The organism is Arthrobacter sp. M71 S08, assembly GCF_059089725.1.
The window spans coordinates 405,424-427,021 of sequence record NZ_JBNHEY010000003.1 but is presented as its reverse complement, the minus strand read 5'-3'; the positions used below and the strand labels follow the sequence as shown (position 1 = coordinate 427,021).

The following is a 21,598-nucleotide window of genomic DNA, read 5'->3' as shown; positions in this document are numbered from 1 at the left end:
CTCTAGCCGATGAGAGCGCGCTGCTTGGAAAGCGCCGTCGCAATGTTTCGCGCGGTGAACCGGCCCATGCGGATGGCGCCGTCCACATGCTGGTAGCCCTCGGCCGCGAGGTCGGAGCTCGACCAGTGGATGGGCCCGACCGGCGTCAGCTGGTGCCTGCCGTAGCGGTACAGACCGCCGAGATCGTAGCTTGCGGCGTACGCGCCACGCGTCCACTCCTCCGACGCCCAGTCGGACTCGTAGTACACCTCCGGTTCCAGCGCCTGCGGCCCAAGGAAACCGGCGATCGATTCGAGGATGCGGCTGCGTCGCTCCTTGGGTTCAAGCTCGAACATCGCGTCGGCCTTCTCATCGGAGATGAAGGCGACGAGGGTGCCGCGGCTGTCCTGATGGTTGGTGTTGTCGTACACCTCCTGGACGATCGACCCGGCGCTGAACCCTGTGCCGGACAGTCCGTCTTTCCGCCAGAACGGCGTGGAGTAGACGGCGTGCACCTTGATGACGAGGCCGAGCGACTGGTGCTGGTGCATCTGGTGCTGCCTGCGCGGCAGCGGCGGCTCGTAAGAGACCCGCGAGTACAGGTTCGGCGGGACGGCCATGATGGCGTAATGGGCGTTGACGGTGACGTCCTCCGAGACGGCCGTCACACGCGTGGTTCCGTCCCTGCCCTCAGACCAGCGCAGGGTGCGCACGGGACTGTTGAGTACGACGTCGTCCCCCAGCTCCGCTGCCATGCGCTCCGATACCGACTGCATTCCGCCGACCACGCGCTTGTCGAGGATGAAATCCTCATCCACGAGGTGCGAGAAAGACCCTGCGGAGGCGGCCATGAGCACAGCCTGCAGAGTGGAGAAGGCGTGAGCGGGCTTGGTCAGCATGCCGCCGGCGATGAACAGGCCGATGTTGTTGCAGGCTTCCTCGTCATCGGACTGTTCCCGCAGCCAATGGTGGAAGGAAATGGTGTCCAGCTCGCGCGCCTGCGGGTGCTCCCACGGCGCTTTGGGATCCATCAGCGCCGCGAGGCGGTCCAGTTCCTCGATGAGCCGGGCCATTTCCGCGCTGGTCCGGCGTCCGACGGGAAACATCTCGCCGGTGTAGCGGACGAGCTTCCCATCGGTCCCGATGTAGACCGACTCGCCCTCCCGGTAGCGGGAGTAGGTCTGCAGCCCCAGTTCATCAAGAAGCACGATCAGCGCCTCCTGGTCCGGAGACACCCACTGTCCGCCGACCTCGAGCACAGCGCCGTCGATAACGTCGGTGTGAGTGCGGCCGCCCACGCGGTCCCTGGCCTCCAGAACGGTAACGGTGTGGCCGGCCTTGCACAGCTCCCTCGCTGCCATCAGTCCTGACGGTCCGGCCCCAACGACGACGACGTCGCTTTCGATGATCCTCATGGTGTCCTCTCTACGCGGTGAACGCCGCGGCATAAAATGAATCATATTCATTTATTTCCGATTACTGTAGAGGACAGGGCAAAGTTTGAAAAGCCGGGCTCATGAAACCGGCACTGAGAAGGGACAGGACATGGCACTGGAGAACCAGGCGGCAGGCAGGCATGAGCCCCGGCGCGCCGGCCGTCCGGCGAATAAGGTCCTGACACGCGAGAGCATTACCTCTGCAACGCTCACGCTCCTTGAGACCGTGGGCTACGAGGGATTCACCATCGCAGCGCTGGCACGCCACCTGAAGGTGGCGCCGTCGGCCCTGTACAACCACGTTGAATCCAAGCGGGACGTCCTGATCTGGGTCCAGGACCACCTCATGGGGCTCGTTGACACCAGCGGCTTCCAGAGCCAGCCCTGGGATGATGCGCTTCGGAGCTGGGCCTGGTCCTACCGGGAGGCGTTCGCAGCTCACGCACCGCTGGTGCCGGTCATCGCGGTCATGCCGGTCGGCGGCGCATACGAGACGCTGCGCATGTACGAGGAAGTCACACGCGCACTGCTGCACGCCGGATGGCCGCGGGAGCGCGTCATCTCGACAATCGTCGCCGTCGAGTCCTTCATCTACGGCTCGGCCATGGACGTGTCAGCGCCGACCAACATCTTCGACCCCGGCGCTCTCGCTGACGACTTTCCGCTCTTCACCTCCGCCGTGACAAGCAGTTCTTCCGCCGGCACAGAGCGCAGCGGCGCTGATGACGCGTTCGACGTCGGTCTGGAGGCGCTTCTTGTCGGCCTCCGAGCGCAGCTGGAGCGGCTGCGCTCCCCCGCTTCAGCTGAGTGAATATCGAGAAAGAGAACCCATGCCCCGCCCCCGCTCCGAACTGTTGTCAGTCGAACTGATTGTCAGCGCGGCCCTGAAGTTGGTTGACGAAACGGGTGACTTCAGCTTTCCCAAAATCGCACGGGAACTGGGCGTCAGTCAGTCCTCGCTCTACAACCGGATCGAAAGCCGCGAGCACATCATTGAGCTCCTCCGCGCGCACCTGTTCCAAGCGATACCATCACAACCAGTAGCGCATGAACCCTGGCAGGACGCTGCCCGAACCCTCATCCGGTCATACCGGGACCGCTTTGCCCAGCATCCGAAGCTGGTACCTCTCCTCGTGACGCAAACGGTGCGTGCACCCGAAGTCATGGGCATGTACGAAGACCTCGCCCTCACGCTCGAGCGATCAGGGCTGGCAGCGGAAAGCATTGGACCGGCAATCGCGATGATCGACTACTTCGCCCTGGGTGCAGCGCTGGACGCCACCGCCCCGGATGAGGTGTGGCACCTGTCGCCGGAGCAGTTTCCCGCCCTGGCGCGGGCCACAGGGGCCACGGCATCAGCTTCGGAGCGCGTGGACCGCGCGTTCGAATTCGGGATGGAGACCCTTGTTGCAGGAATTGAAATACGGGCGAAACAAGAAATTTCCTGAAAGCCTTTCAAAAACTCTTGCAGAAGACAGGAAGTGGCCTCCATACTAAACGAACGCCGTTCGTTAGTGACGGCTTTCACATCCTTCCAACGAAACGGGGTTCCACGTGAACCAGGACCACCTTCCCGAGGAAACGCGGGTTCCACTGACGGCGCCGCGGGCCATCTCGACCTTCGGCGTGACCGTCGTCGGCTTCATGACAGCCAACCTCATCCCCGTGATGATTGTGGCTCTCGCCGACCTCGGTTACAGCGCCACCGGAGCCGGCAGCCTCATGACCGTCTGCCTCCTGCTGTCCGCACTGTCCTGCCTCGCGACATCGCGATGGACCGCCCTTAACGGCCGCTACGTCGTCGCACGCGCGGGCCTGCTCCTCACCGCAATCGGCTACGGTACTGCGGCCGTCGTGCCCGACGCCCTCGTTGCCGGGATCGGCATCATCCTGGCCGGAATCGGCAGCGGAGGCGCCGTGGCAGCGGGCGGCGCCGCCCTCGCTGCTCTGCGCAACCCTGACCGCGCTTCCGGAATCAGCGGCTTCACCAACCGCGCAATTGTGGCGGTGGTCCTGTTCATCATCCCCGCGGTCGGTATTGCGATGGGAAGCGCGTTCGGGATTCTCGCGGGGCTTGCACTGGTAGCACTCGTAACGACGGGCTGGCTTCCCGACCGCCCTGCCCAGGCTGCTCCGAGCCCTGTCTCGCCTGCCGCTCGTCCGGAAAAGCCCTCGCGCACCGTCACGATCGCGGGGTTCGGGTTGCTGGCCTGCTTCGCTGTCTGGGCACTGGGCGAGGACTCCCTTTGGGCCGTCGCCGCAGTGATGGGTGAAGATCAGGCCGGGCTCGATGAAACGGGTATGGGGCTGGTGCTCAGCCTGTCCACACTGGGTGGCCTCGCCGCTGCCGCCATGGTCAGCATCGGCGGCAACAGAATCGGTCGGACAATCCCACTGGTGGCAGCCCTCCTCGCCGGAGCCGGGCTCAAGATCGCGTCCGGGTTCGTGACCGACCCGCAGCTGTACCTGGTCGTTATCATCGCCTGGAACACCATCTACATCGTCGCTTTCCTGTACGTAGTAGCTATCGCCGCAGCCCTCGACGCGAGCGGCCGCTGGTCGGGACCGATCCTCGGCGTATATCTGGTGGGTTCTTCCTTCGCGCCGCTCTTCGGTACCGGGGTCTCAGCGTCGCTCGGCTACTCAGCGCTGGGCATCATCCTCGGCGGTATCACCCTCGTCCTCCTTGTTCCCCTGGCCCTGATTTCCCGGCTGTCACTCAGGACGGAACGAGGTCTTGCCGCGGGCTCGGCCCCGGAGACCGACTTTCCCAAAGCCGCCATTGTCTAACCCAGAACGGACTACTGTGCCTACCACCCGCACTATCTACACCAATGCCTCGATCCTGACTCCGAAGGGGGTTGTCGACGGCTGCTCATTTGCGGTTCACGGCAACCTGATCGAAGAAGTTCGACCGGATACCGCTACTCCAGCAACTGCGGATACCGAGAAGATTGACCTTGAGGGCCGCTTCGTAATGCCGGGTTTCATCGATGCCCACACGCATCTGCTCATGCTTGGGCAGTCACTTCAGAAGGTGCAGCTGCGCCCAGCAAAGAACCTGGAAGAGATTCAGGAGGCATTGCGCGCTGCGCGGGCACAGAATCCCTCAGCACCACGGATCCTGGGCACCAGCTGGCTCTACAGCGCGCTCGACGGGCAGGAGCCAACGCGGCAACTACTCGATGCCGCTGTTCCGGACATCCCCGTGTATCTCGACGCGAACGATCTGCATTCGGTATGGGTCAATTCCGCTGCCCTCGTTGAACTAGGAATCACAGCGGACACACCCGACCCGATCGGTGGAATCATCGCCCGCGATCCGGACACCGGGGAAGCCACGGGAATGCTCCAGGAGACGGCCGCCCAACAGATTGTCTGGCCTGCGCTGGCGAAGCAGGCGACGGATGCCGACCGGGATTCATGGCTGGACAGCGCCATCAGTCACTATCTCGCCAGTGGCGTCACAAGCGCCGTCGATATGGCTGTGGGTGATGACGACCTACAAGCCTTCCTTCGTGCGCAGTCCCGGTACGGCACCCTCCCCCTCCGTATCAAGGGGCACTGGTTCATCCACCGCCGCACGACCGTCGAGGAGAACCTGGAGCAGGTCGATCACGCTGCTGAACTTGCCCGGAAGATCAATTCACCGACTCTGAAGATCACAGGGATCAAGCTGATGATCGACGGGGTGATCGACAGCTGCACCGCGTCGATGAAGGAGCCCTACGCCGATGGCACCAACGCTGACCCAGTGTGGGACCGGGAAGCCCTCATACCCGTGGTCGCTGCAGCCGATGCCGCCGGGTTGCAAATCGCGATCCACGCCATCGGGGATGAAGCGTCGAACATCGCGCTCGACGCGCTTGAGGAGGCTTACCGCCTCAATGGTCCACGCGAGCGCCGCCATCGCATCGAACACCTTGAAACGGTCACCGAGGCCAACGTGATGCGTCTAGCGAAGCTGGGACTCGTTGCCTCGATGCAACCGGTCCACGCCGACCCCGCCGTGCAGGAGAACTGGCGGGCGGTTTTGGATGACCACCGGATCGAACGGGGATTCCCCTGGACGGAATTCACCACAGCTGGCGCAACCCTGGCGCTGAGCACCGATGCACCCACCGCCCCGTATAATCCGCTGCCGAACATGTACGTCGCGACGACGCGCAAATCGGCACTGGACAGCTCCCTGCCCGCGAACTTCCCGAACTACGCGCTACGCCTCGAGGATGCGCTGCAGCATGCCACCCGCGACGCGGCCTACTCCTGCCGCGCGGAGTTACAGGAGGGCAGCATGGCTTCGGGTTTCAGCGCGGACTTCGTAGTGCTGAACGCCAATCCGTTCCATCAGGACCTTGAAGGGCTGCTCGAAAACGGTCCCATGACCGTTGTGGTGGACGGTGTAGTGCAATACCAGGCTGCACCGGCCGCCGAAGAAACCGTCGCAGCCAGTCGTTACTAGCTCTCTCAAGACCATCTCTCAAGACCCGGGTGCCGCTCCCAGAGGAAACATTGGCACCCGGGTCTTGTCATTCGCTGAGGCAGGCTTTACTGTGATGCAGGTAATAATGAATGGCATTCATTATAGGACTTTCACCGCAGGCGGCAGACGTCGGCATCATCGAAGGAGTGTGGCTGGCGATGAAGCAGCCCTCGCAACTCAATCGGCCCCATTCGAACGCACCTAGCGCCGAACAGCGAAGTCTACGCAGAGTCCTTGGTGTACCCGGGCTTGTCATTTTCGGACTGGCCTACATGGTTCCCCTCACAATCTTCACCACTTATGGGCTTGTGACCACCATGACCGAAGGGCACCTTCCGGCCGCCTATGTCGTCACCCTTGCAGCCATGATTTTTACCGCCTTGAGTTATGCCTTTTTGGTGCGGGTGATCCCGTCCGCCGGCTCCGCCTACAGCTTCACGCAGCGCATCTTCGGCAGTCATGTCGGTTTTGTGACGGGTTGGACGCTGATGCTCGACTACCTGCTCCTGCCGCTGATCAACTACCTATTGATCGGGCTGTATCTCAACGCGCAGTTCCCCGCCATACCGATGTGGGTCTTCACACTGATTGCGATCGCTCTGGTGACCGTGTTGAACGTCATCGGAATATCCGTGGTGAAGAAAGCAAACCTGGTCCTCGTCAGTATGCAGGCGGTCTTCGTCCTCGTCTTCGTGGTCCTCACCCTCAGCAATATCTCGGTGGGTCAGTCGCTACTGGCGCCCTTCTTCTCCTCAGACATGCAACTGGGATTGATCCTGAGCGGGGCCGCCATCCTGTGCCTCTCCTTCCTGGGATTTGACGCCGTGTCCACCATGTCCGAGGAAGCGAAGGATCCCCGGCGCACCGTTCCACGCGCCGTACTCCTGACCACGCTCATCGGCGGCTCGTTGTTCATTCTCGTCGCGTGGGTCGCGCATCTGGCGTTCCCCGACTGGCAGGACTTCTCAGATCCTGATGCGGCTGCTGTGCAGATCATGAACAGTCTCGGCGGGAACCTGATGGCTGCATTCTTCCTCGCCGCGTATATAGCGGGCTGCATCGGATCCGCCTTGGCGTCCCAGGCCAGCGTGTCCCGCATCCTGTACGCAATGGGGCGCGATTCGGTGATCCCCCAGTCCGTTTTCGGTGTAGTCCACCGCAGGTTCGGCACCCCGGTCGGTGCCATCGTCGTCGTATCTCTGGTGTCTTTGCTTGCACTGGTTCTTGACCTGGCGACCGTCGCGTCGGTTATCAGTTTCGGCGCCCTCTTCGCCTTCTCGCTGGTGAATCTCGGTGCGGTCAAATACTTCATCCTTGACCAGGGTCGGACGAAAGGACGGGACCTGCTTCAATACGGGCTTATTCCGGCCACCGGCTTCCTGCTGACCATTTGGCTATGGTTCAGTCTTTCGCCATCCGCATTCACGGTCGGGCTGGCCTGGCTGTTGATCGGTGTCGGTTACCTCGTGGTTCTAACGCGAGGATTCCGCCGCCCGCCGCCGCAGGTTGATCTGGACGAAAAGACTTTGCAGGGAACCCCGGCCGCCTGATACGTCCCGACGGCCGCAGCGGACGCCCGCACACAGGGAAATCGGCAGGCGGGAGGCATCCCAGCTTTACGATGTTGGGATGCCTCCCGCGACGGACACGGTCCGCACCCGCCAAGTGAACCTCATCCCTGAGTTCGTTCTGCGCTTTCTCGTACCGTGCCTCATGCTGCTGCTGATCATCGGGAGCATTGCCACAGCGCCTACCGGAATGCCGACCTGGCGCGAATCCCTCGACTGGAATGAAGTCATCGGCAGCCTGATCATCCCGCTCGTCTTTGTAGGGCTCGTTCTTCCGCTCATTGCGCCCCGGCCCGGGCTCCTGGTCGCGGCGTCGGCGTCCTGGCTTATGCTCCTCGACCCTGACGACAGCATGCGCATTCCGTGGCTGGCGGGGGCAGTTGCGCTCTCTACGCTCGCACTGGCCGACGCCGTCCTCCAGACCCAACTGCAATCGGCACTGGCGCGGCGGCTCACGCCTCCGGACTCCTCAGACGCTGAGTTCCTCCGTGATCGTGCACCCTCTGCCAGACCGGGATCGGGCCGACCGCCCGCTCTTCTGGCCATTGGCGGGATTGTGCTCCTGGGTGCGTTCCTGATCGAGTACTGGGCTGCCCTCGGCAGGCCGCTTTCCGACGTCGCTCGTGATGAGTATTTCGACCCCACCCTGACGCTCGGCGGCGGAACGGTAGCCCTGGTCATTGCGCTGGTGCAGTGGTTACGGCTCCGCACGGCACACAGCCCTCTCGAGGGCGGAGTGCTGCACGCTGCCGTGCATTGGGGGCCGCTCGAGCGCTCCCTGTTCGTTCCGATCGACTCCGACCGTCACGCCGTACTGCGACTGAACGATGAAATTCTCCACCCGACGTCCCATGAAATTGAGCCCAACGACGGTGACTGGGATGACGATTCGGAAGACGCCTGGGATGCCCAGTGGGAGGACGATGACTGGGATGACAGCGAGGAACCCGACGACTGGTTCCCCGAACGTATGACGACGGCCGAAGTCCAGGCCAAACTCGAGGCGGACGCACCGGGCCCTCGGCTCGGCTGGTCGGCGCCCTCCGCCGTCGAACCTGTGCGCGTCTACGGGTTGGCGAGCGGGCTGAATCAACTGGTTGTTCGCCTGGAGCAGTCATCGCATGCCCTACCCGCAAGCGCTCATTCCGGCGTCCATTGGGAGGACGTTTTCGAACGGGTTCCGCGCAAAGTGATGTGGATCGTGATCCTGTTGTGGCCGGTGCTCTGGCTGGGACTGGACCTTTCCTCGCATGAACTGCTGCGTTGGAACCTGTCCGCAGTGCTTCCCATTCTCACCTGGCTTGTTTTCGCTTCCCAGGAGGAAGACTGGCGGCTTGTTGAGGGAGGCCTGCTGCTGTGCCCGGGGTTCGTGAGTCAGCAGTTCATCCCGGCCGATGATGTGCGCGGAACCTTCGAGTTCCGCGGAGAAACCGGCGTGCACACCGGTACCGATCCGGGGCTGTTCCTGCTTCCTGCCTATGTGGCTGACTGGCGTGCGGTGCAGGAGCACGTCGCGGCAAACCGTGGTCGTCGTGGTCCCCTGCTGCGCATCCGAGGGCATGTCCTTGCCCGACCTGTCTTCGCCGCGCTGTGCGCGGTCGCCGTCGCGGGTGGTTCGTTGACTCTTGGCTTCTCCTGATCGGGCACTTTCTTCCTTCAACCCCTGCCGGCCTCTACGCGTGAGTGTTCCCGTCCCGTTCGAGTAGTCGCTGCAGGCATAAGCGGGTAGCGACTACTGGTGTTTTCCGTCCTCTCCATCCCTAGGTTGAGCATGTACAACCGGTGACTGGTGCCGCGCAGTTGCCAGTGCCACTCCTAGGAGACCTATATGACAGCGAAAAAGCGCCTACCGCTGGTGGACCAGAAAGTGCTGCACGAACTCGAGGAAGAGTTCGAGGATCCCCGTCCTGCCCGCTCTTTCGTGCGGGACTTCATCGCCTTCTGGGACGAGAGGTATCTGCGCGTTGCGGACGCGGTAAGGCACGGTGATCCGGACGCGACACTCGACGCCTTGCTCAGTGTCAGGATTGCCTCCACCATGATCGGCGCCTCACGATTAGCCAGACTCGCGGCAGAACTGGAGGTGAGCCTGAAACGCGGGAACACAGAGGCAGTTGCCGAAGCGCTTCCCGAACTGAGACTGTGCGGAGCAGCAACTATCAAGGAGCTGACCACAAACTACATAAAAACGGATTGAAGGCAGCGGCCGTGAGCCGGACAGAATGTAGGTATGCGCACCTCGTCCGTTCCCGCTCCCGTGCTGATGATCACGGCTGTGTTGTCCGTCCAGTTCGGGGCGGCGCTTGCCGCAACCCAGTTCGACGCCGTGGGTCCCACCGGCGCGACGCTGCTTCGGCTGGTCTTCGGGGCGCTTATCCTGCTGATCGTTGTACGCCCGAAAATCGGCGGGTGGAAGCGGGAGCAGTGGGCAGCCGCAGCGATATTGGGCGTGGCGCTGGCCGGGATGAACAGCCTGATCTACCTCGCCATCGGTGTCATCCCGATCGGTGTGGCCGTGACTCTCGAGTTCACCGGCCCGCTCCTACTCGCCCTGGTACAGACGCGGCGCTTCGCGGACGCAGCGTGGGCACTGCTGGCGTTTGCCGGCGTCGTTCTTTTGGGTCTCGACGACGGCGGCGCCCTTCCGCTTGCCGGCATCCTTTTCGCGCTCGGAGCGGGTGCGTTCTGGGTTCTCTACATCCTCTTCAGCGCGCGCGTGGGGCGGTTGGTTCCCGGCGTCGAAGGTCTGGCTGTGTCGATGGCGATCGGCGCGGTGATCGTCCTGCCGTTTGGTGCAGCGGCGGCGACGGGTGGAGCTCTGGCATCGCCCATGGTGGTGCCGGTCTTCGTTGGTGTGGCGCTGCTGTCCAGTGCTCTCCCCTATGCCCTCGAAATGCTCGCCCTGCGGCGGTTGTCCACCCGTGTGTTCGGCGTTCTCTCCGCATTGGGCCCGGCGATGGCAGCCCTCGCCGGACTGCTGGTGCTCGGCCAGGCGCTTGGTCCGCGGGAAGTCACCGCTCTTCTTCTGGTCACGGCCGCATCGGTGGGAGTGACGGTCGGTGTACGACGACGGCGCTCACCTGACCCGAAGGTCCCGGCTCCGCCGGCACCGTAACGTTGTATTACCGGGCGGCACTTCGCGGTTCAGCCAGGAGTCCGGCAAAAACCGCCTCCGCCGCCCCCACGAGCAGAAGTTCCGCGCCAAGTGCGGCGCGCTCCAGGCGGACTTCGGCTCCAAGCCCGCTGATAGCCCCCGCGGCCACTGCAGCGCTCAGCCGCTCCTTGTCCGCCGCGAGCAGCACACCGAGGAACCCACCGAGCACGATCACCTCAGGGTTGAAGACGTTCACGAGATTGCTGAGCGCTATTGCAAGCAGGTCTGACTGCCTCCGGATCTCACGCAACGTCGGGAAGGACGGGCCGGACGCAAGCGCGTTCTCCAGCTCCTCCGCGTCCGCGTGGTCCAGGCCTGCGACCTTCAGCAGCCGCTCCAGGCTGACCTCCGTCTCAAGGCATCCGCGGCGCCCGCAGTGGCACGGTTCTCCATCCGGCCGGATCACCATGTGCCCGAACTCGCCGGCGTACCCGGAAGCTCCGCCGAGCGGCTGGCCACCGACGATCGCCCCTCCACCGATACCCGAGGCGCTGCCGTTCAGGTAGAGCGCGTCGCGGTACCCGGCGGCCGCACCGAAGATGCTCTCGGCCAGCGTGCCGAGCGTCGCGTCATTGGCCGCCACAGCCGGCATGCCGAGCGCGTCGCGGAACGGCCCGACGACGTCGATATCCTTCCAGCCGAGGTGCGGGGCCAGCCGAACTTCACCCTCGTCAGCGTTGACCAGGCCAGGGATCGCCAGGCCCACGCCGAGTACGAGCTCACTTCCCGCCAGTTCCACCGAGAGCCCCTCCACGACGGCGCGCGTGATGTTTACTGCCTCGTCCAGGGACGGAACAGATGAGGTGTTGTAACGGATCCGGCGATGGACCGTGCCGCCCAGACCGACGACGCCGACCGTCACCGCATCAACGTCGGGATTGACCGCGAGCGCCACCACGCGTTCGCTCGCGTGCACCATCGGACTGGGGCGGCCCACCCGCGCCGCGGCGGCGTCCGTCTCGTAGACCAGGCCGAGCGCTGAGAGTTCGCCGACGAGTGCGCCGATGGTGGAGCGGGTGAGGTTACAGCGCTGGACGAGTGCAGCCCGGGTCAGCGGACCGTGGCGATGGGCTGTTGTGAGCACTGCCGACAGGTTGCGCCGCCGCAGGTCTTCGGTGCCGCCCCGCTCGCTCATTCCTGCTCCCTGCCCTTATTTGTCCTGAAGCCAAACTTAGCACCTGGCAAGGGAAGAATACCGATTCAACCCATTGACGGCGGCTGGGATTCTCGATATGTTCTAGTCACGAACTTATCCCTTCAAGCTCAGTGCGGAGTACAACATGACCCCTCAACCCACCCCCGCGGATCGCTTTACCTTTGGTCTTTGGACCGTCGGCTGGACCGGCAATGACCCGTTCGGCACCGATACCCGCGCCCCTCTGGACCCGGTCGAAGCCGTACACCGGCTCGCGGAACTCGGCGCGTACGGCATCACCTTCCATGACAATGACCTAGTGCCGTTCGGCTCCACGGACCAGCAGCGGGAAAACATCCACGCGAGCTTCCGCGCCGCTCTGGATGAGACCGGCCTGAAGGTTCCCATGGTCACCACGAACCTCTTCAGCCACCCGGTGTTCAAGGACGGCGGTTTCACCAGCAATGACCGTTCCATCCGGCGGTTCGCGTTGCGGAAGGTACTGGCCAACATCGACCTCGCCGCCGATCTCGGCGCCGAAACGTTCGTGATGTGGGGTGGCCGCGAAGGTGCCGAGTATGACGGCTCCAAGGACCTCGCAGCAGCCTTCGACCGCATGAAGGAAGGTGTGGACACCGCCGCCGGCTACATCAAGGAAAAGGGATACAACCTTCGCCTGGCCCTCGAGCCGAAGCCCAACGAGCCTCGCGGCGACATCCTCCTGCCCACCGTCGGCCACGCACTTGCATTCATCGCCCAGCTGGAACACGGCGACATCGTGGGCCTCAACCCCGAGACGGGCCACGAGCAGATGGCCGGTCTGAACTTCACGCACGGCATCGCGCAGGCCTTGTGGGCGGGCAAGCTCTTCCACATCGACCTCAACGGGCAGAAGTCCATCAAGTACGACCAGGATCTCGTGTTCGGCCACGGCGACCTGACCAGTGCCTTCTTCACGGTCGACCTCCTCGAGAACGGCTTCCCCAATGGCGGTCCGCGTTACGAGGGCCCCCGGCACTTCGACTACAAGCCGTCCCGCACCGACGGTTACGACGGCGTCTGGGAGTCCGCTCGGGCCAACATTTCCATGTACCTCATGCTCAAGGAACGCGCACTCGCCTTCCGTGCTGATCCGGAGGTGCAGGAAGCGCTGAAGACGTCCGGCGTCGTCGAACTCGGCGAAGCGACCCTCGCCGCGGGCGAAACCACCGCGGACCTTCTCGCGGACCGCACCGCGTTCGAGGACTTCGACGCAGACAAGGCCTCCGAGCGGTCCTTCGCCTTCGTCCGCCTCAACCAGCTGGCCATGGAGCACCTCCTCGGCGCCCGCGCGTAAGAGCCTCCACCCCACGGAAATGCAGTGAAGGGACGAATCATGGCGCTGGTCGCCGGAGTGGACAGCTCCACGCAGTCGTGCAAAGTGGTCATCCGGGATGCGGAAACCGGTGAACTGGTTCGCCGGGGCGCGGCCCAGCACCCGCCGGGCACGGAAGTTCATCCGGAGGCATGGTGGACCGCCTTGCAGGAGGCGATCGCGGCGGCGGGTGGGTTTGACGACGTCGCCGCGATCTCCGTTTCCGGCCAGCAGCACGGCATGGTGTGCCTGGACAGCAACGGCGACGTGGTGCGCCCGGCGCTGCTCTGGAATGACACGCGCTCGGCACCGGCTGCGTCGGCGCTGGTCGACGAGAAGGGCGCCGAGTGGTGGGCCAGGACCACCGGCACCGTTCCGGTGGCGTCCCTGACTGCGACGAAGCTGCGGTGGCTCGCGGAGAACGAGCCGGAGAACGCCTCGAGGACCGCCGCCGTTTGCCTGCCGCATGACTGGCTCAGCTGGCGCCTGGCCGGCTACGGTCCCGGCTCGGGCGCCGACGGGCTGAAGGAGTTGGCAACAGACCGCTCGGACGCTTCGGGCACCGGTTACTGGTCCCCTACTGAGGGGTATCTGGCCGAAGTCCTCGAAAGCACGCTCGGGCACGTACCGGTTCTCCCCGAGGTCCTCGGACCTCTCGACTTCCGGAAAACGCCCGAAGGCCTCATCACCGGTGCCGGCTGTGGGGACAACGCCGGAGCCGGACTGGGCGTCGGTGCGGCGGAGGGCGACGTCGTCGTCTCGGTTGGCACGTCCGGCACCGTGTTTGCGGTGTCCGACCGGCCGACGTCGGACCCCTCCGGGCTCGTGGCCGGTTTCGCCGACGCGACCGGCAACTACCTGCCCCTGGTCTGTACGCTCAATGCAACCCTCGTGCTCGACGCAACCGCGCGCCTGCTGGGCGTCGATCATGAGGAGTTCGCGAACCTCGCGCTGCAGGCTCCCGCCGGCGCGGGCGGACTCACACTCGTCCCCTATTTCTCCGGTGAGCGGACTCCGAATCTCCCGAACGCGACGGGTTCGCTCCACGGACTGACGCTGCAGAACTACACACCGTCGAACCTGGCGCGGGCCGCCGTCGAGGGCATTGCCTGCTCCCTCGCGGACGGACTCAAAGCGCTGGCCGACGCGGGAGTATTGGCGCGGCGCATCATTCTGGTTGGGGGCGGCGCACGTTCAGCTGCACTGCGGCAGTCGGTTGCCGCCGTATTCGGACTACCCGTTTCAGTGCCGAGTCCGGGCGAATACGTGGCCGACGGCGCAGCCCGCCAGGCGGCAGGGGCCGTTCGCGGCGCCCTGCCCACCTGGCAGACAAACGACGTCGAACTGGTCGAAAGTGAGCCCGCCCCGGAGGTGCTGGAGCACTACCGGGAGCGGACTCATCGAAATGTACTTCCCTCTAGCGTCCGAAGCTCGTGAGCGCCGGAATATAGGTGACAGCCAGGAGAACGGCGATAGACGCTGCATAGAACGGAAGCAGGGCCTTTACCGTCTGTTCAATCGGTACCTTTGCAATGGACGTCGAGATGTACAGCGTGGTGCCCACCGGTGGAGTGAACAGGCCAATACCGAGGTTGAGGATCATGATCAGCCCGAGCTGGATGGGGTCCAGCCCAATCCCTTCGGCAATCGGCATCAGCACCGGAGTCAGCAGCAGGATAGCCGGTGACATGTCGAGGAACGCGCCCACAACCAGAAGGATCAGGTTGATCAGAAGCAGGATGAGGAACGGTGAGCCGATGCTCGAGAGCAGGGACTCAGTGATCTGCTGCGGCGCCTGCTGAACCGTGAGGAACCAGCTCAGCGCTTCGGACATCATGATCAGCAACATCACCACGCCGGTCGCCGCTGCCGCGTTGACCAGCGAACTGATGAATCCGCGGAACGTAATGTCCCGGTAGATCAGGCGGATCAGGATCGCGTAGAGCGCAGACAGCACGGCCACCTCGGTCACCGTTGCAATACCACCCAGCAGGACGACGCGAATCATGATGATGGGCATCAACACCGCGGGAAGCGCGAGCAGCAGATCCTTCATCAGGTTCCGCGCCGTCAACTTCACCTTGATCCTCGGGAATCCATGCCGGAGAGCCACCGCCCAGCAGGTGACGAAGAAGACCGTTGCAAGGATCAAACCCGGGATGAGCCCGGACAGGAAGATCGCGGCAACAGATACGCCGGAGGTCGCTGCGAACAGGATCATCGGAATCGACGGCGGAAGAATGACGCCGATAACGGATGACGAGGCGTTCACGGCAGCGTTGAACGGACCGGGATAGCCAACCTTCTTGCTCCACGGAATGAGCACGGAGCCAAGACCGGAAGCGTCTGCTACGGCGGATCCGGAAACGCCGGAGAACACCACGGAGGTTGCAACGCTTGCCTGACCCACGCCACCGCGGAACCTGCCGACCAGCTTGGTGGCCAGTCCGATGACTGTCTGCCCCAGCTTGCCGCTCGATAGGAGATCCGCAGTCAGGATAAAGAACGGTATGGCAAGGAACAGGAAGTTCGACGCCGGCGCGAAGGACTGTTGCGCGACAATCTGCAACGGGTAGGTCCCCACCAGCGCCAGGCCCGTCATCGTGGACATGAACAGTGCAAAGGAGACCGGCACGCTGATGAGAAGCAGTACCAGGAAGACGAGGACTGCAATTCCGACCTCAAACACCGAGGGCCTCCCTGTGAACGTAGGTGCCACGAATCGCCGTCCATAGACGTGCTGCGGATTGGATGACGAGGCTGGCCGTCATAAAGAGGTACGCTCCATAGCTCATCATCAGCGGAAGCCCTAGAATCGGAGACTTCTGGAAGGTGTACGGCCTGATCATCAATGTGGCGATGTAGAACAGGTACGCGAGCGCTAGTGTGCAGAGCGTCCACACAAGGACGTCGATGTAACGCTGCACCTTGGGGCTCGCCTTTTTGGTGAAGTAATCCACCGCTAGGTGCCCGCTGCGTCCCATCGCTGCTACAACACCTCCGGCAACGAGCCAGGGGAATGCGAAGGTCGGTATCTCCGTCGCAAAGTCGAGGCTCGAATTGAAGACGAATCGTAGGATTACCGCAACGACCAGCAGCGCGCCGATCACCAGGAAACCGACGACCGACACTGCGCCACCGACATAGGTAGCCCAGAGGTTTACCTTGTCGGTGACGAGCGCCAGGGGACTGGGCTGGTCGAGCGCCTGCGGATTGTTCGGGTCAAACTCCGGTTCCGGGCTCGGAACCAACCCAGTCGTGGTTGTCATTATTCAGCGGCGAATTCTGCTCGGTTCGCGTCGGCCTCCGACGTGAACTGCTCAACAAGTTCCGGGTACTCCTCGGACCACTTTTCGTAAACCGACGACGTGGCCTCGCGGAAGGGCTCCAGCTCAGGAGTGGTGATGGCAATCTCGCCTTCCAGCTCCGCGTAGAGTTCCTCGCTGCGCTCAAGCATCAGCTCACGCTGCATGTCGCGCGCTTCATCCGCCGCGGTCTGCACCGCTTCCTGCTGCTCGGGGGACAGGGATTCCCACGTGCTCATGCTGATGATGAATGGGGTCACTTCGTACTTGTGGCCGGTGCGGGCAAGATGTTCCTGCACTTCGTAAAGCTTCGAGGAAGCAATGTTCGTGATCGGGTTCTCCTGGCCATCAACAGCGCCCTGCTGCAGTGCGAGGTACAGCTCGCTGAAGGCCAGAGGTGTCGGGTTGGCCTTGAGTGCATTGAAGATGTCGATGGTCATCGGATCCTCAGGCGTACGGATCTTTAGGCCGGCGACGTCTTCCGGAGTCTCGATGGCCACCTTGCTGTTGGTGATGTCACGAATTCCGTTGTCCCACCACGCGAGCACCTTGAAACCGGCGCTTTCGGCAGCTGTTGCGATCTCGTCTCCGATGGGACCGTCGACCACAGCGTAGGCGTGCTCGGACGATTCAAAGAGGAAGGGCAGACCGAAGAGCGCCATTTCGGGCACGCTGCCCGAGACTGCGCCCTGGGAGTTCGCGGTCAGATCCAGAGTGCCCGAGGACAACGAAACCATCATCTCGCTGTCGCTGCCGAGCTGCTCGGATCCCTGCACCTGCACGGTCAGCTGGTCGTCGGTGAGTTCCGCAACTTCCTCGCTGAAGAACGTCGCAGCCTCCGAGCGCGGGTTTGTCGGGTCAGCACCGTGGCCGAGGAGCAGCTGGCGCGATTCTCCTGAGCCACCCGCCTCGCCGCCACCGCCACCGCCGCCACCGCAGCCTGTCACCGCGAGTCCGACGACGGCTGCAAGGGCGAGTGCCTTGAGCGCGTTACGACCGGTGTATGTCTTGTTCGTTGTCATGGGAAGACCTCCTTGTTTTCCTGAAGTGGGTGTGGAGCGTGTTAATGGATGTGGCTGCCGCCGTTGATGTCGATGGTGGAACCGGTGATGTAGCCGGCGTCCTCTGAGGACAGGAATGCGATCACACCGGCGATGTCGTCCGTCGAGCCCTGGCGGCCCAGCGGAACATCGCGGACGATTGCTGCCTCGAGCTCAGGCGTGGTGCCGACACGGATGTCCGTATCCACGGCTCCGGGGGTGACAGCGTTGACCGTCACCCCCTGGGGGCCGAGTTCACGGGCCAGCGACTTGGTGAACCCGAGGATCGCAGCCTTGGCTGAGGAGTAAGGCACGCGGCCGAATACGCCGCCGCCGCGCTGGGCGGATACGGAAGACATGTTCACGATCCGGCCCCACTGCTGCTCCAGCATGCCCGGCAGGAATGCCTTGGTCACGAGGTAGGTGCCGGTTGCGTTCACGGCCATGACCTTGTTCCACAGGTCGAGTGTGGTCTCCAGGAAGGGCACCGGTGAGGTGATTCCTGCGATGTTGGCCAGGGCGCCGACAGCCGGAAGCCTGCCTGCAGAGACCTCAGCAGCAACGGCGGCGTGCGCTTCGAGAACTGACTGCTCGTTGGTCACATCAACCACGTGGCCGAAGGCAGGAACTCCAAAGTCAGCGGCTATTTCGGCGGCGACCTTCGAGGAGGCTTCACCGTCAAGATCCAGAATGACTACGGCCCAGCCGTCGCGGGCATAGCGGGCGGCTGTCGCCTTACCGATTCCTCGTGGTGAGGCTGCGCCGGTGACGACGGCGGTGCGTTGAGGGTTGGTCATGCTTTCTCTCCTGGGAATCGGGGAATAGGTATCAATTTGGGGAAACGGCGGTGTTCATTCAGGCCACCTGTTCCGACGTGCTGACTGTTAACAGTCAACGTCTTAAGTGAAGCTTGTCACACTTTTTCGATCACGTAAAGTGCCCCAGTAGCCCATTGACAACATTCCTGGGGTGTCGGACAGTGGACTTAGTTAACAGTCAACATTCTCCGGACTAGTAGCGCTGGAACTCTCGGGCGGCGCGGTACAGTTCCGTAGACAAATCAATTGGCAACACTCGGAGACCGATCAGTGGCAGCTTCATCAATGGCATTATCCGGACTCGCGCGGACCAACCTGCGCGAGCAAGCGGTGAAGGCGCTGCGCATCGCAGTCACCACCGGCGAGCTTCCCCCGGGCAGGCACCTGGTCGAAACCGAGCTGTCCGAAACCCTCGGCATCAGCCGCGGCACCCTGCGTGAAGCGCTCCGTCAGCTTCAGCAGGAAGGCCTTGTCACCGCAGATGACAGGGGCCGGTTGCGCGTCCGCAATTTGGACGCTGGTGAGATCGGCGAGATTTTTGAGGTCCGTGCTGCGCTGGAGGCCCTGGCCGCCGAGCGCCTGGCGGTGAGTGACAGCCGGAATGCCGCCGTCGAGAAGCTGACCGCTGCCGTCAACCATATGAAACAGGCTCGGAAGGACGGTCTCGACGCGAGCATCGAAGCGGATCTCGACTTTCACCGTACGCTCGTGGAGCTTGCAGGGAACAGCACCCTGATTCACCAGTGGGGATCCCTGGAGGGTTCCATTCGAATGTCGATAATGTTCTCCGGTCTTGAACGCGCAGTGGGCAATATGACACCGAACCGCCACCAGGACATTGTGGACGCCATCGAGTCCGGCGATACAGGCATCGCCCGTCGCGTCACGATCGAACACATGAACATCGCGCTGCACAATCTTCTCGGCACCTCCCCCGTGGAGTCCGGCCAGTAACTTAGGCAGCACTGAACCCAGGGCTACGTCGTCGTCAGAGGGAATGCGCCTGTTCCACCGACGCATTCCCTCTCAACGTGACTGCCGGTCAGTCGCAGGAAACCGGCTCCTCGAAGGTGCCGTTCTTGCGTTCGAACTCGGTGATGGCGGCGACCTTGCCTGCGGAAGCAGACTGTTCATCGAAACGGTAGCCGAGCCATTCCTTCACCAGCCGCTTGGCGAGTTCCAGACCGATCACGCGCTCGCCGACGCACAGGACCTGTGCGTTGTTCGACAGCACTGAGCGTTCCACCGAGAAGGAGTCGTGCGCGGTGACGGCGCGGATGCCGGGCACCTTGTTGGCGCTGATAGCGACGCCAAGTCCCGTACCGCAGACCAGCAGGGCACGGTCGGCGCGACCTGCCGCGATCTCGCCGGCGGCCTTGAAGGCAACGCGGGGGTAGGCGGTGTCCTCATCTGCCTGTACGCCGACGTCGAGCACGGAGGCAACGAGGTCACTGTCTTCGAGCACCTGCTTGAGGGCTTCCTTGTAGCGCAGTCCGGCGTCGTCGCAGCCGATAACCAGTCGCAGTGGTGCGTTCATTTGGTTTCTCCCGTCAGTACACGCGCGATCAGCGCGAATGATGTGGCCCCCGGATCCGGGGTGCCGACGCTTCGTTCCGCAAGCGGCCTCGCCCGGCCGAGTCTTGGACGCAGTTCAGCGGTGCTGCGGGCGGCGGAATCGGCAGCCTCAGCTGCGGCGGCCACTGCCTCCGATGCAGGACGGCCGCCGTCCACCGCTTCACGGAAGGTGGCGACGAACGGGACGACGGCGTCGACCATCGTCTTGTCACCCGGCTCCGCCTTCCCGAGTGCCGCCAACCGCTGCCGGAACGCTTCGACCGCTTCGGCGAGGCGCTGCGCCGATGGGTTTTCCTCGTCGCCTATGACCCGACCGAAGGCCCCCAGGGCGCTGCCCCAGAGCACGCCGGAGGTTCCACCGGCCTCGCTCGTCCAGGCGTCGCCGCCCGCCTGCAGCACCGTGCCGACGCCCGCGCCGGCCTCGGCTGCGCGCTGTGCGGCGGCAAGCGCCGCATCGATACCGCGGACCATGCCGCGGCCATGGTCGCCATCGCCGGCGATAGCGTCGATCCGGCCGAGTTCGGTTTCGGCATCATGGAGGGCTTTCCGGACGGACTCCATGAGCTCGAGAGTCTGCGCTGCGGCCGCCCGCGAGGCATCGGAGCCTGAGGAGTAAGCAACGGCGCTCTCTGCAGCGGCGTCGTCGTCGGCGTCCCATTCTGCGGCGGCAAGGTTCGTTCCCTTGCGGTAGGCGGGAGTGTCTGCCGGCGCAGTCCAGTACTTTTCGAGTTCCTCGTCGAGCCAGACAAGGGTGAGGGAGACGCCGGCCATGTCCAGGCTGGTCACGAGCTCGCCGACTTCAGGGTCAACCAGTTCCAGGCCCTGGTCCCGCAGCAGCGGCGCCACGGATCCCCATAGCACAAACAGCTCCTCGTACTTGGTGCTGCCGAGTCCGTTCAGGATGACACCCACGCGCCCGTTGTGGTCCGCGGGAGCCTCGGCCAGGAGGCGGTCGACCATCAGCCGCGCAAGGTCCTCGGCGGACGGGATGGACTCGTTGTGCAGACCCGGTTCGCCATGGATGCCCAGGCCCAGGCCCATCTCTCCCTTGTCTATGGTGAAGAGCGGAGCGGCTCCGCCGGGGAAGGTGCAGCCGGAGAAGGCGGTGCCGATGGTGCGCGTGCGGTCATTCGCCTTGCGCCCGACGCGCTCGACCTCATCAATATCCAGCCCGGCTTCCGCCGCCGCGGAGAGCGCCTTGAAAACCACGAAGTCGCCGGCGATCCCCCGGCGCTTGGTGATCTCGCTCGCGGGCGCGCTGGCAATATCGTCGGTAACCAGCAGGTTCCGGGCGTCGATGCCCTCCTCCTGGAGCTGTTCCGTTGCGAGTCCGAAGTTCATGACATCACCGGCATAATTCCCATAGGTGAAGATCACGCCCTTACCGCTGTGCGCGGCCTTGGCCACGGAATAGGCGAAGTGCGACGACGGCGAGGTGAAGATATTGCCGACAACTGCGGCATCAGCGAAACCGGGTCCCACAACTCCGGCGAACGCCGGATAGTGGCCGCTGCCGCCGCCGACAATGACTGCAACCTTGGGTTCGGGGGGCTTCTGCCGGCGGGTCACTCCCCCGGCAACTCCCCGGACGTACCGGGGGTAGAGATCCACGAACCCGCGCATGGCATCGCCCACGAACTCAGCGGGATCGTTGAATATGTGTGTCATGTCGAGTGCCTTCCAGCGAGCGAAGAACGGATAAGTTGGGAGGTGGAAAGAGCCGAAACCCGTTCATGGCCGCGCGCTGAGGC

The 21,598-nt window shown here is 63.6% G+C and carries 19 protein-coding genes; 11 read left to right on the top strand and 8 right to left on the bottom strand.

The features are described 5' to 3' along the window. Positions 1–2: 2 nt before the first annotated feature. Complete coding sequence (locus AC5RTB_RS09390) at positions 3–1,394, bottom strand: flavin monoamine oxidase family protein (RefSeq protein WP_494060796.1); 1,392 nt, start codon at positions 1,392–1,394, stop codon at positions 3–5. A 130-nt stretch (positions 1,395–1,524) separates the two neighbouring features. On the opposite strand from AC5RTB_RS09390, the gene AC5RTB_RS09385 reads away from it, so the two are divergent. The 8 genes from AC5RTB_RS09385 (at position 1,525) to AC5RTB_RS09350 (ending at position 10,581) form a co-directional block, all read left to right on the top strand. Beyond that, the gene (locus AC5RTB_RS09385) at positions 1,525–2,226 is read left to right on the top strand and encodes a TetR/AcrR family transcriptional regulator C-terminal domain-containing protein (RefSeq protein WP_494060795.1); all 702 of its coding nucleotides are present in this window, start codon (positions 1,525–1,527) and stop codon (positions 2,224–2,226) included. A gap of 19 nt (positions 2,227–2,245) precedes the next feature. Beyond that, positions 2,246–2,863, top strand: a complete 618-nt coding sequence (locus AC5RTB_RS09380; protein ID WP_494060794.1) for a TetR/AcrR family transcriptional regulator C-terminal domain-containing protein — start codon at positions 2,246–2,248, stop codon at positions 2,861–2,863. 106 nt (positions 2,864–2,969) lie between these two features. Then, positions 2,970–4,205 (top strand): MFS transporter, encoded by a 1,236-nt coding sequence (locus AC5RTB_RS09375; RefSeq protein WP_494060793.1) that lies wholly within the window; start codon positions 2,970–2,972, stop codon positions 4,203–4,205. A 16-nt stretch (positions 4,206–4,221) separates the two neighbouring features. After that, on the top strand, positions 4,222–5,877 hold the full coding sequence (locus AC5RTB_RS09370) for an amidohydrolase (protein WP_494060792.1): 1,656 nt from the start codon (positions 4,222–4,224) through the stop codon (positions 5,875–5,877). A 110-nt stretch (positions 5,878–5,987) separates the two neighbouring features. Beyond that, positions 5,988–7,448 (top strand): APC family permease, encoded by a 1,461-nt coding sequence (locus AC5RTB_RS09365; RefSeq protein WP_494060791.1) that lies wholly within the window; start codon positions 5,988–5,990, stop codon positions 7,446–7,448. A 79-nt stretch (positions 7,449–7,527) separates the two neighbouring features. Beyond that, positions 7,528–9,105, top strand: coding sequence for a hypothetical protein (locus AC5RTB_RS09360; protein ID WP_494060790.1), 1,578 nt, complete (start codon positions 7,528–7,530; stop codon positions 9,103–9,105). Positions 9,106–9,294: 189 nt separating this feature from the next. Then, positions 9,295–9,663 (top strand): Hpt domain-containing protein, encoded by a 369-nt coding sequence (locus AC5RTB_RS09355; protein ID WP_494060789.1) that lies wholly within the window; start codon positions 9,295–9,297, stop codon positions 9,661–9,663. A gap of 33 nt (positions 9,664–9,696) precedes the next feature. Then, complete coding sequence (locus AC5RTB_RS09350; protein ID WP_494060788.1) at positions 9,697–10,581, top strand: EamA family transporter; 885 nt, start codon at positions 9,697–9,699, stop codon at positions 10,579–10,581. 7 nt (positions 10,582–10,588) lie between these two features. Here AC5RTB_RS09350 and AC5RTB_RS09345 read toward each other — a convergent pair whose 3' ends face one another. Continuing rightward, positions 10,589–11,755, bottom strand: a complete 1,167-nt coding sequence (locus AC5RTB_RS09345; RefSeq protein WP_494060787.1) for an ROK family transcriptional regulator — start codon at positions 11,753–11,755, stop codon at positions 10,589–10,591. A 145-nt stretch (positions 11,756–11,900) separates the two neighbouring features. Between AC5RTB_RS09345 and xylA the strand changes: the two genes are divergently transcribed. Next, positions 11,901–13,091, top strand: coding sequence for a xylose isomerase (xylA, locus tag AC5RTB_RS09340; RefSeq protein WP_494060786.1), 1,191 nt, complete (start codon positions 11,901–11,903; stop codon positions 13,089–13,091). Positions 13,092–13,130: 39 nt separating this feature from the next. Then, complete coding sequence (gene xylB, locus AC5RTB_RS09335) at positions 13,131–14,546, top strand: xylulokinase (protein ID WP_494060855.1); 1,416 nt, start codon at positions 13,131–13,133, stop codon at positions 14,544–14,546. Here the strand turns inward: xylB and AC5RTB_RS09330 are convergent. Genes AC5RTB_RS09330 through AC5RTB_RS09315 form a run of 4 tightly spaced genes read right to left on the bottom strand, consistent with a single transcriptional unit; the run spans position 14,527 to position 18,251 of the window. Next, entirely contained in the window at positions 14,527–15,798 is a 1,272-nt protein-coding gene (locus AC5RTB_RS09330; protein ID WP_494060785.1) for a TRAP transporter large permease, read from the bottom strand. The genes xylB and AC5RTB_RS09330 overlap by 20 nt on opposite strands. After that, a complete protein-coding gene (locus tag AC5RTB_RS09325) occupies positions 15,791–16,378 on the bottom strand; it encodes a TRAP transporter small permease (protein ID WP_494060784.1) in 588 nt (195 codons plus the stop codon). The genes AC5RTB_RS09330 and AC5RTB_RS09325 overlap by 8 nt, the downstream gene beginning before the upstream one ends. Beyond that, positions 16,378–17,436 carry a TRAP transporter substrate-binding protein gene (locus AC5RTB_RS09320; RefSeq protein ID WP_494060783.1) on the bottom strand — a complete coding sequence of 353 codons (1,059 nt, stop codon included), beginning with the start codon at positions 17,434–17,436 and terminating at the stop codon, positions 16,378–16,380. The genes AC5RTB_RS09325 and AC5RTB_RS09320 overlap by 1 nt, the downstream gene beginning before the upstream one ends. Before the next feature lie 41 nt (positions 17,437–17,477). Further along, positions 17,478–18,251, bottom strand: coding sequence for an SDR family NAD(P)-dependent oxidoreductase (locus AC5RTB_RS09315; protein WP_494060782.1), 774 nt, complete (start codon positions 18,249–18,251; stop codon positions 17,478–17,480). A 291-nt stretch (positions 18,252–18,542) separates the two neighbouring features. On the opposite strand from AC5RTB_RS09315, the gene AC5RTB_RS09310 reads away from it, so the two are divergent. Beyond that, positions 18,543–19,226, top strand: coding sequence for a GntR family transcriptional regulator (locus AC5RTB_RS09310; RefSeq protein WP_494060781.1), 684 nt, complete (start codon positions 18,543–18,545; stop codon positions 19,224–19,226). Positions 19,227–19,314: 88 nt separating this feature from the next. Here AC5RTB_RS09310 and AC5RTB_RS09305 read toward each other — a convergent pair whose 3' ends face one another. Together AC5RTB_RS09305 and AC5RTB_RS09300 are read right to left on the bottom strand one after the other, a co-directional pair. Further along, positions 19,315–19,809, bottom strand: a complete 495-nt coding sequence (locus AC5RTB_RS09305; RefSeq protein ID WP_494060780.1) for a ribose-5-phosphate isomerase — start codon at positions 19,807–19,809, stop codon at positions 19,315–19,317. Continuing rightward, a complete protein-coding gene (locus AC5RTB_RS09300; RefSeq protein ID WP_494060779.1) occupies positions 19,806–21,515 on the bottom strand; it encodes a dihydroxyacetone kinase family protein in 1,710 nt (569 codons plus the stop codon). Before AC5RTB_RS09300 ends, AC5RTB_RS09305 begins: the two co-directional genes overlap by 4 nt. Positions 21,516–21,598 lie beyond the last annotated feature (83 nt).

Bases quoted from the DNA above. Each gene is read 5' to 3' on its own strand.
- AC5RTB_RS09345 (WP_494060787.1), bottom strand. From the start codon at position 11,755: ATGAGCGAGCGGGGCGGCACCGAAGACCTGCGGCGGCGCAACCTGTCG.
- AC5RTB_RS09365 (WP_494060791.1), top strand. From the start codon at position 5,988: ATGGCATTCATTATAGGACTTTCACCGCAGGCGGCAGACGTCGGCATC.
- xylA (WP_494060786.1), top strand. From the start codon at position 11,901: ATGACCCCTCAACCCACCCCCGCGGATCGCTTTACCTTTGGTCTTTGG.
- AC5RTB_RS09380 (WP_494060794.1), top strand. From the start codon at position 2,246: ATGCCCCGCCCCCGCTCCGAACTGTTGTCAGTCGAACTGATTGTCAGC.
- AC5RTB_RS09385 (WP_494060795.1), top strand. From the start codon at position 1,525: ATGGCACTGGAGAACCAGGCGGCAGGCAGGCATGAGCCCCGGCGCGCC.
- AC5RTB_RS09305 (WP_494060780.1), bottom strand. From the start codon at position 19,809: ATGAACGCACCACTGCGACTGGTTATCGGCTGCGACGACGCCGGACTG.
- AC5RTB_RS09300 (WP_494060779.1), bottom strand. From the start codon at position 21,515: ATGACACACATATTCAACGATCCCGCTGAGTTCGTGGGCGATGCCATG.
- AC5RTB_RS09390 (WP_494060796.1), bottom strand. From the start codon at position 1,394: ATGAGGATCATCGAAAGCGACGTCGTCGTCGTTGGGGCCGGACCGTCA.
- xylB (WP_494060855.1), top strand. From the start codon at position 13,131: ATGGCGCTGGTCGCCGGAGTGGACAGCTCCACGCAGTCGTGCAAAGTG.
- AC5RTB_RS09320 (WP_494060783.1), bottom strand. From the start codon at position 17,436: ATGACAACGAACAAGACATACACCGGTCGTAACGCGCTCAAGGCACTC.
- AC5RTB_RS09355 (WP_494060789.1), top strand. From the start codon at position 9,295: ATGACAGCGAAAAAGCGCCTACCGCTGGTGGACCAGAAAGTGCTGCAC.
- AC5RTB_RS09360 (WP_494060790.1), top strand. From the start codon at position 7,528: ATGCCTCCCGCGACGGACACGGTCCGCACCCGCCAAGTGAACCTCATC.
- AC5RTB_RS09315 (WP_494060782.1), bottom strand. From the start codon at position 18,251: ATGACCAACCCTCAACGCACCGCCGTCGTCACCGGCGCAGCCTCACCA.
- AC5RTB_RS09350 (WP_494060788.1), top strand. From the start codon at position 9,697: ATGCGCACCTCGTCCGTTCCCGCTCCCGTGCTGATGATCACGGCTGTG.
- AC5RTB_RS09325 (WP_494060784.1), bottom strand. From the start codon at position 16,378: ATGACAACCACGACTGGGTTGGTTCCGAGCCCGGAACCGGAGTTTGAC.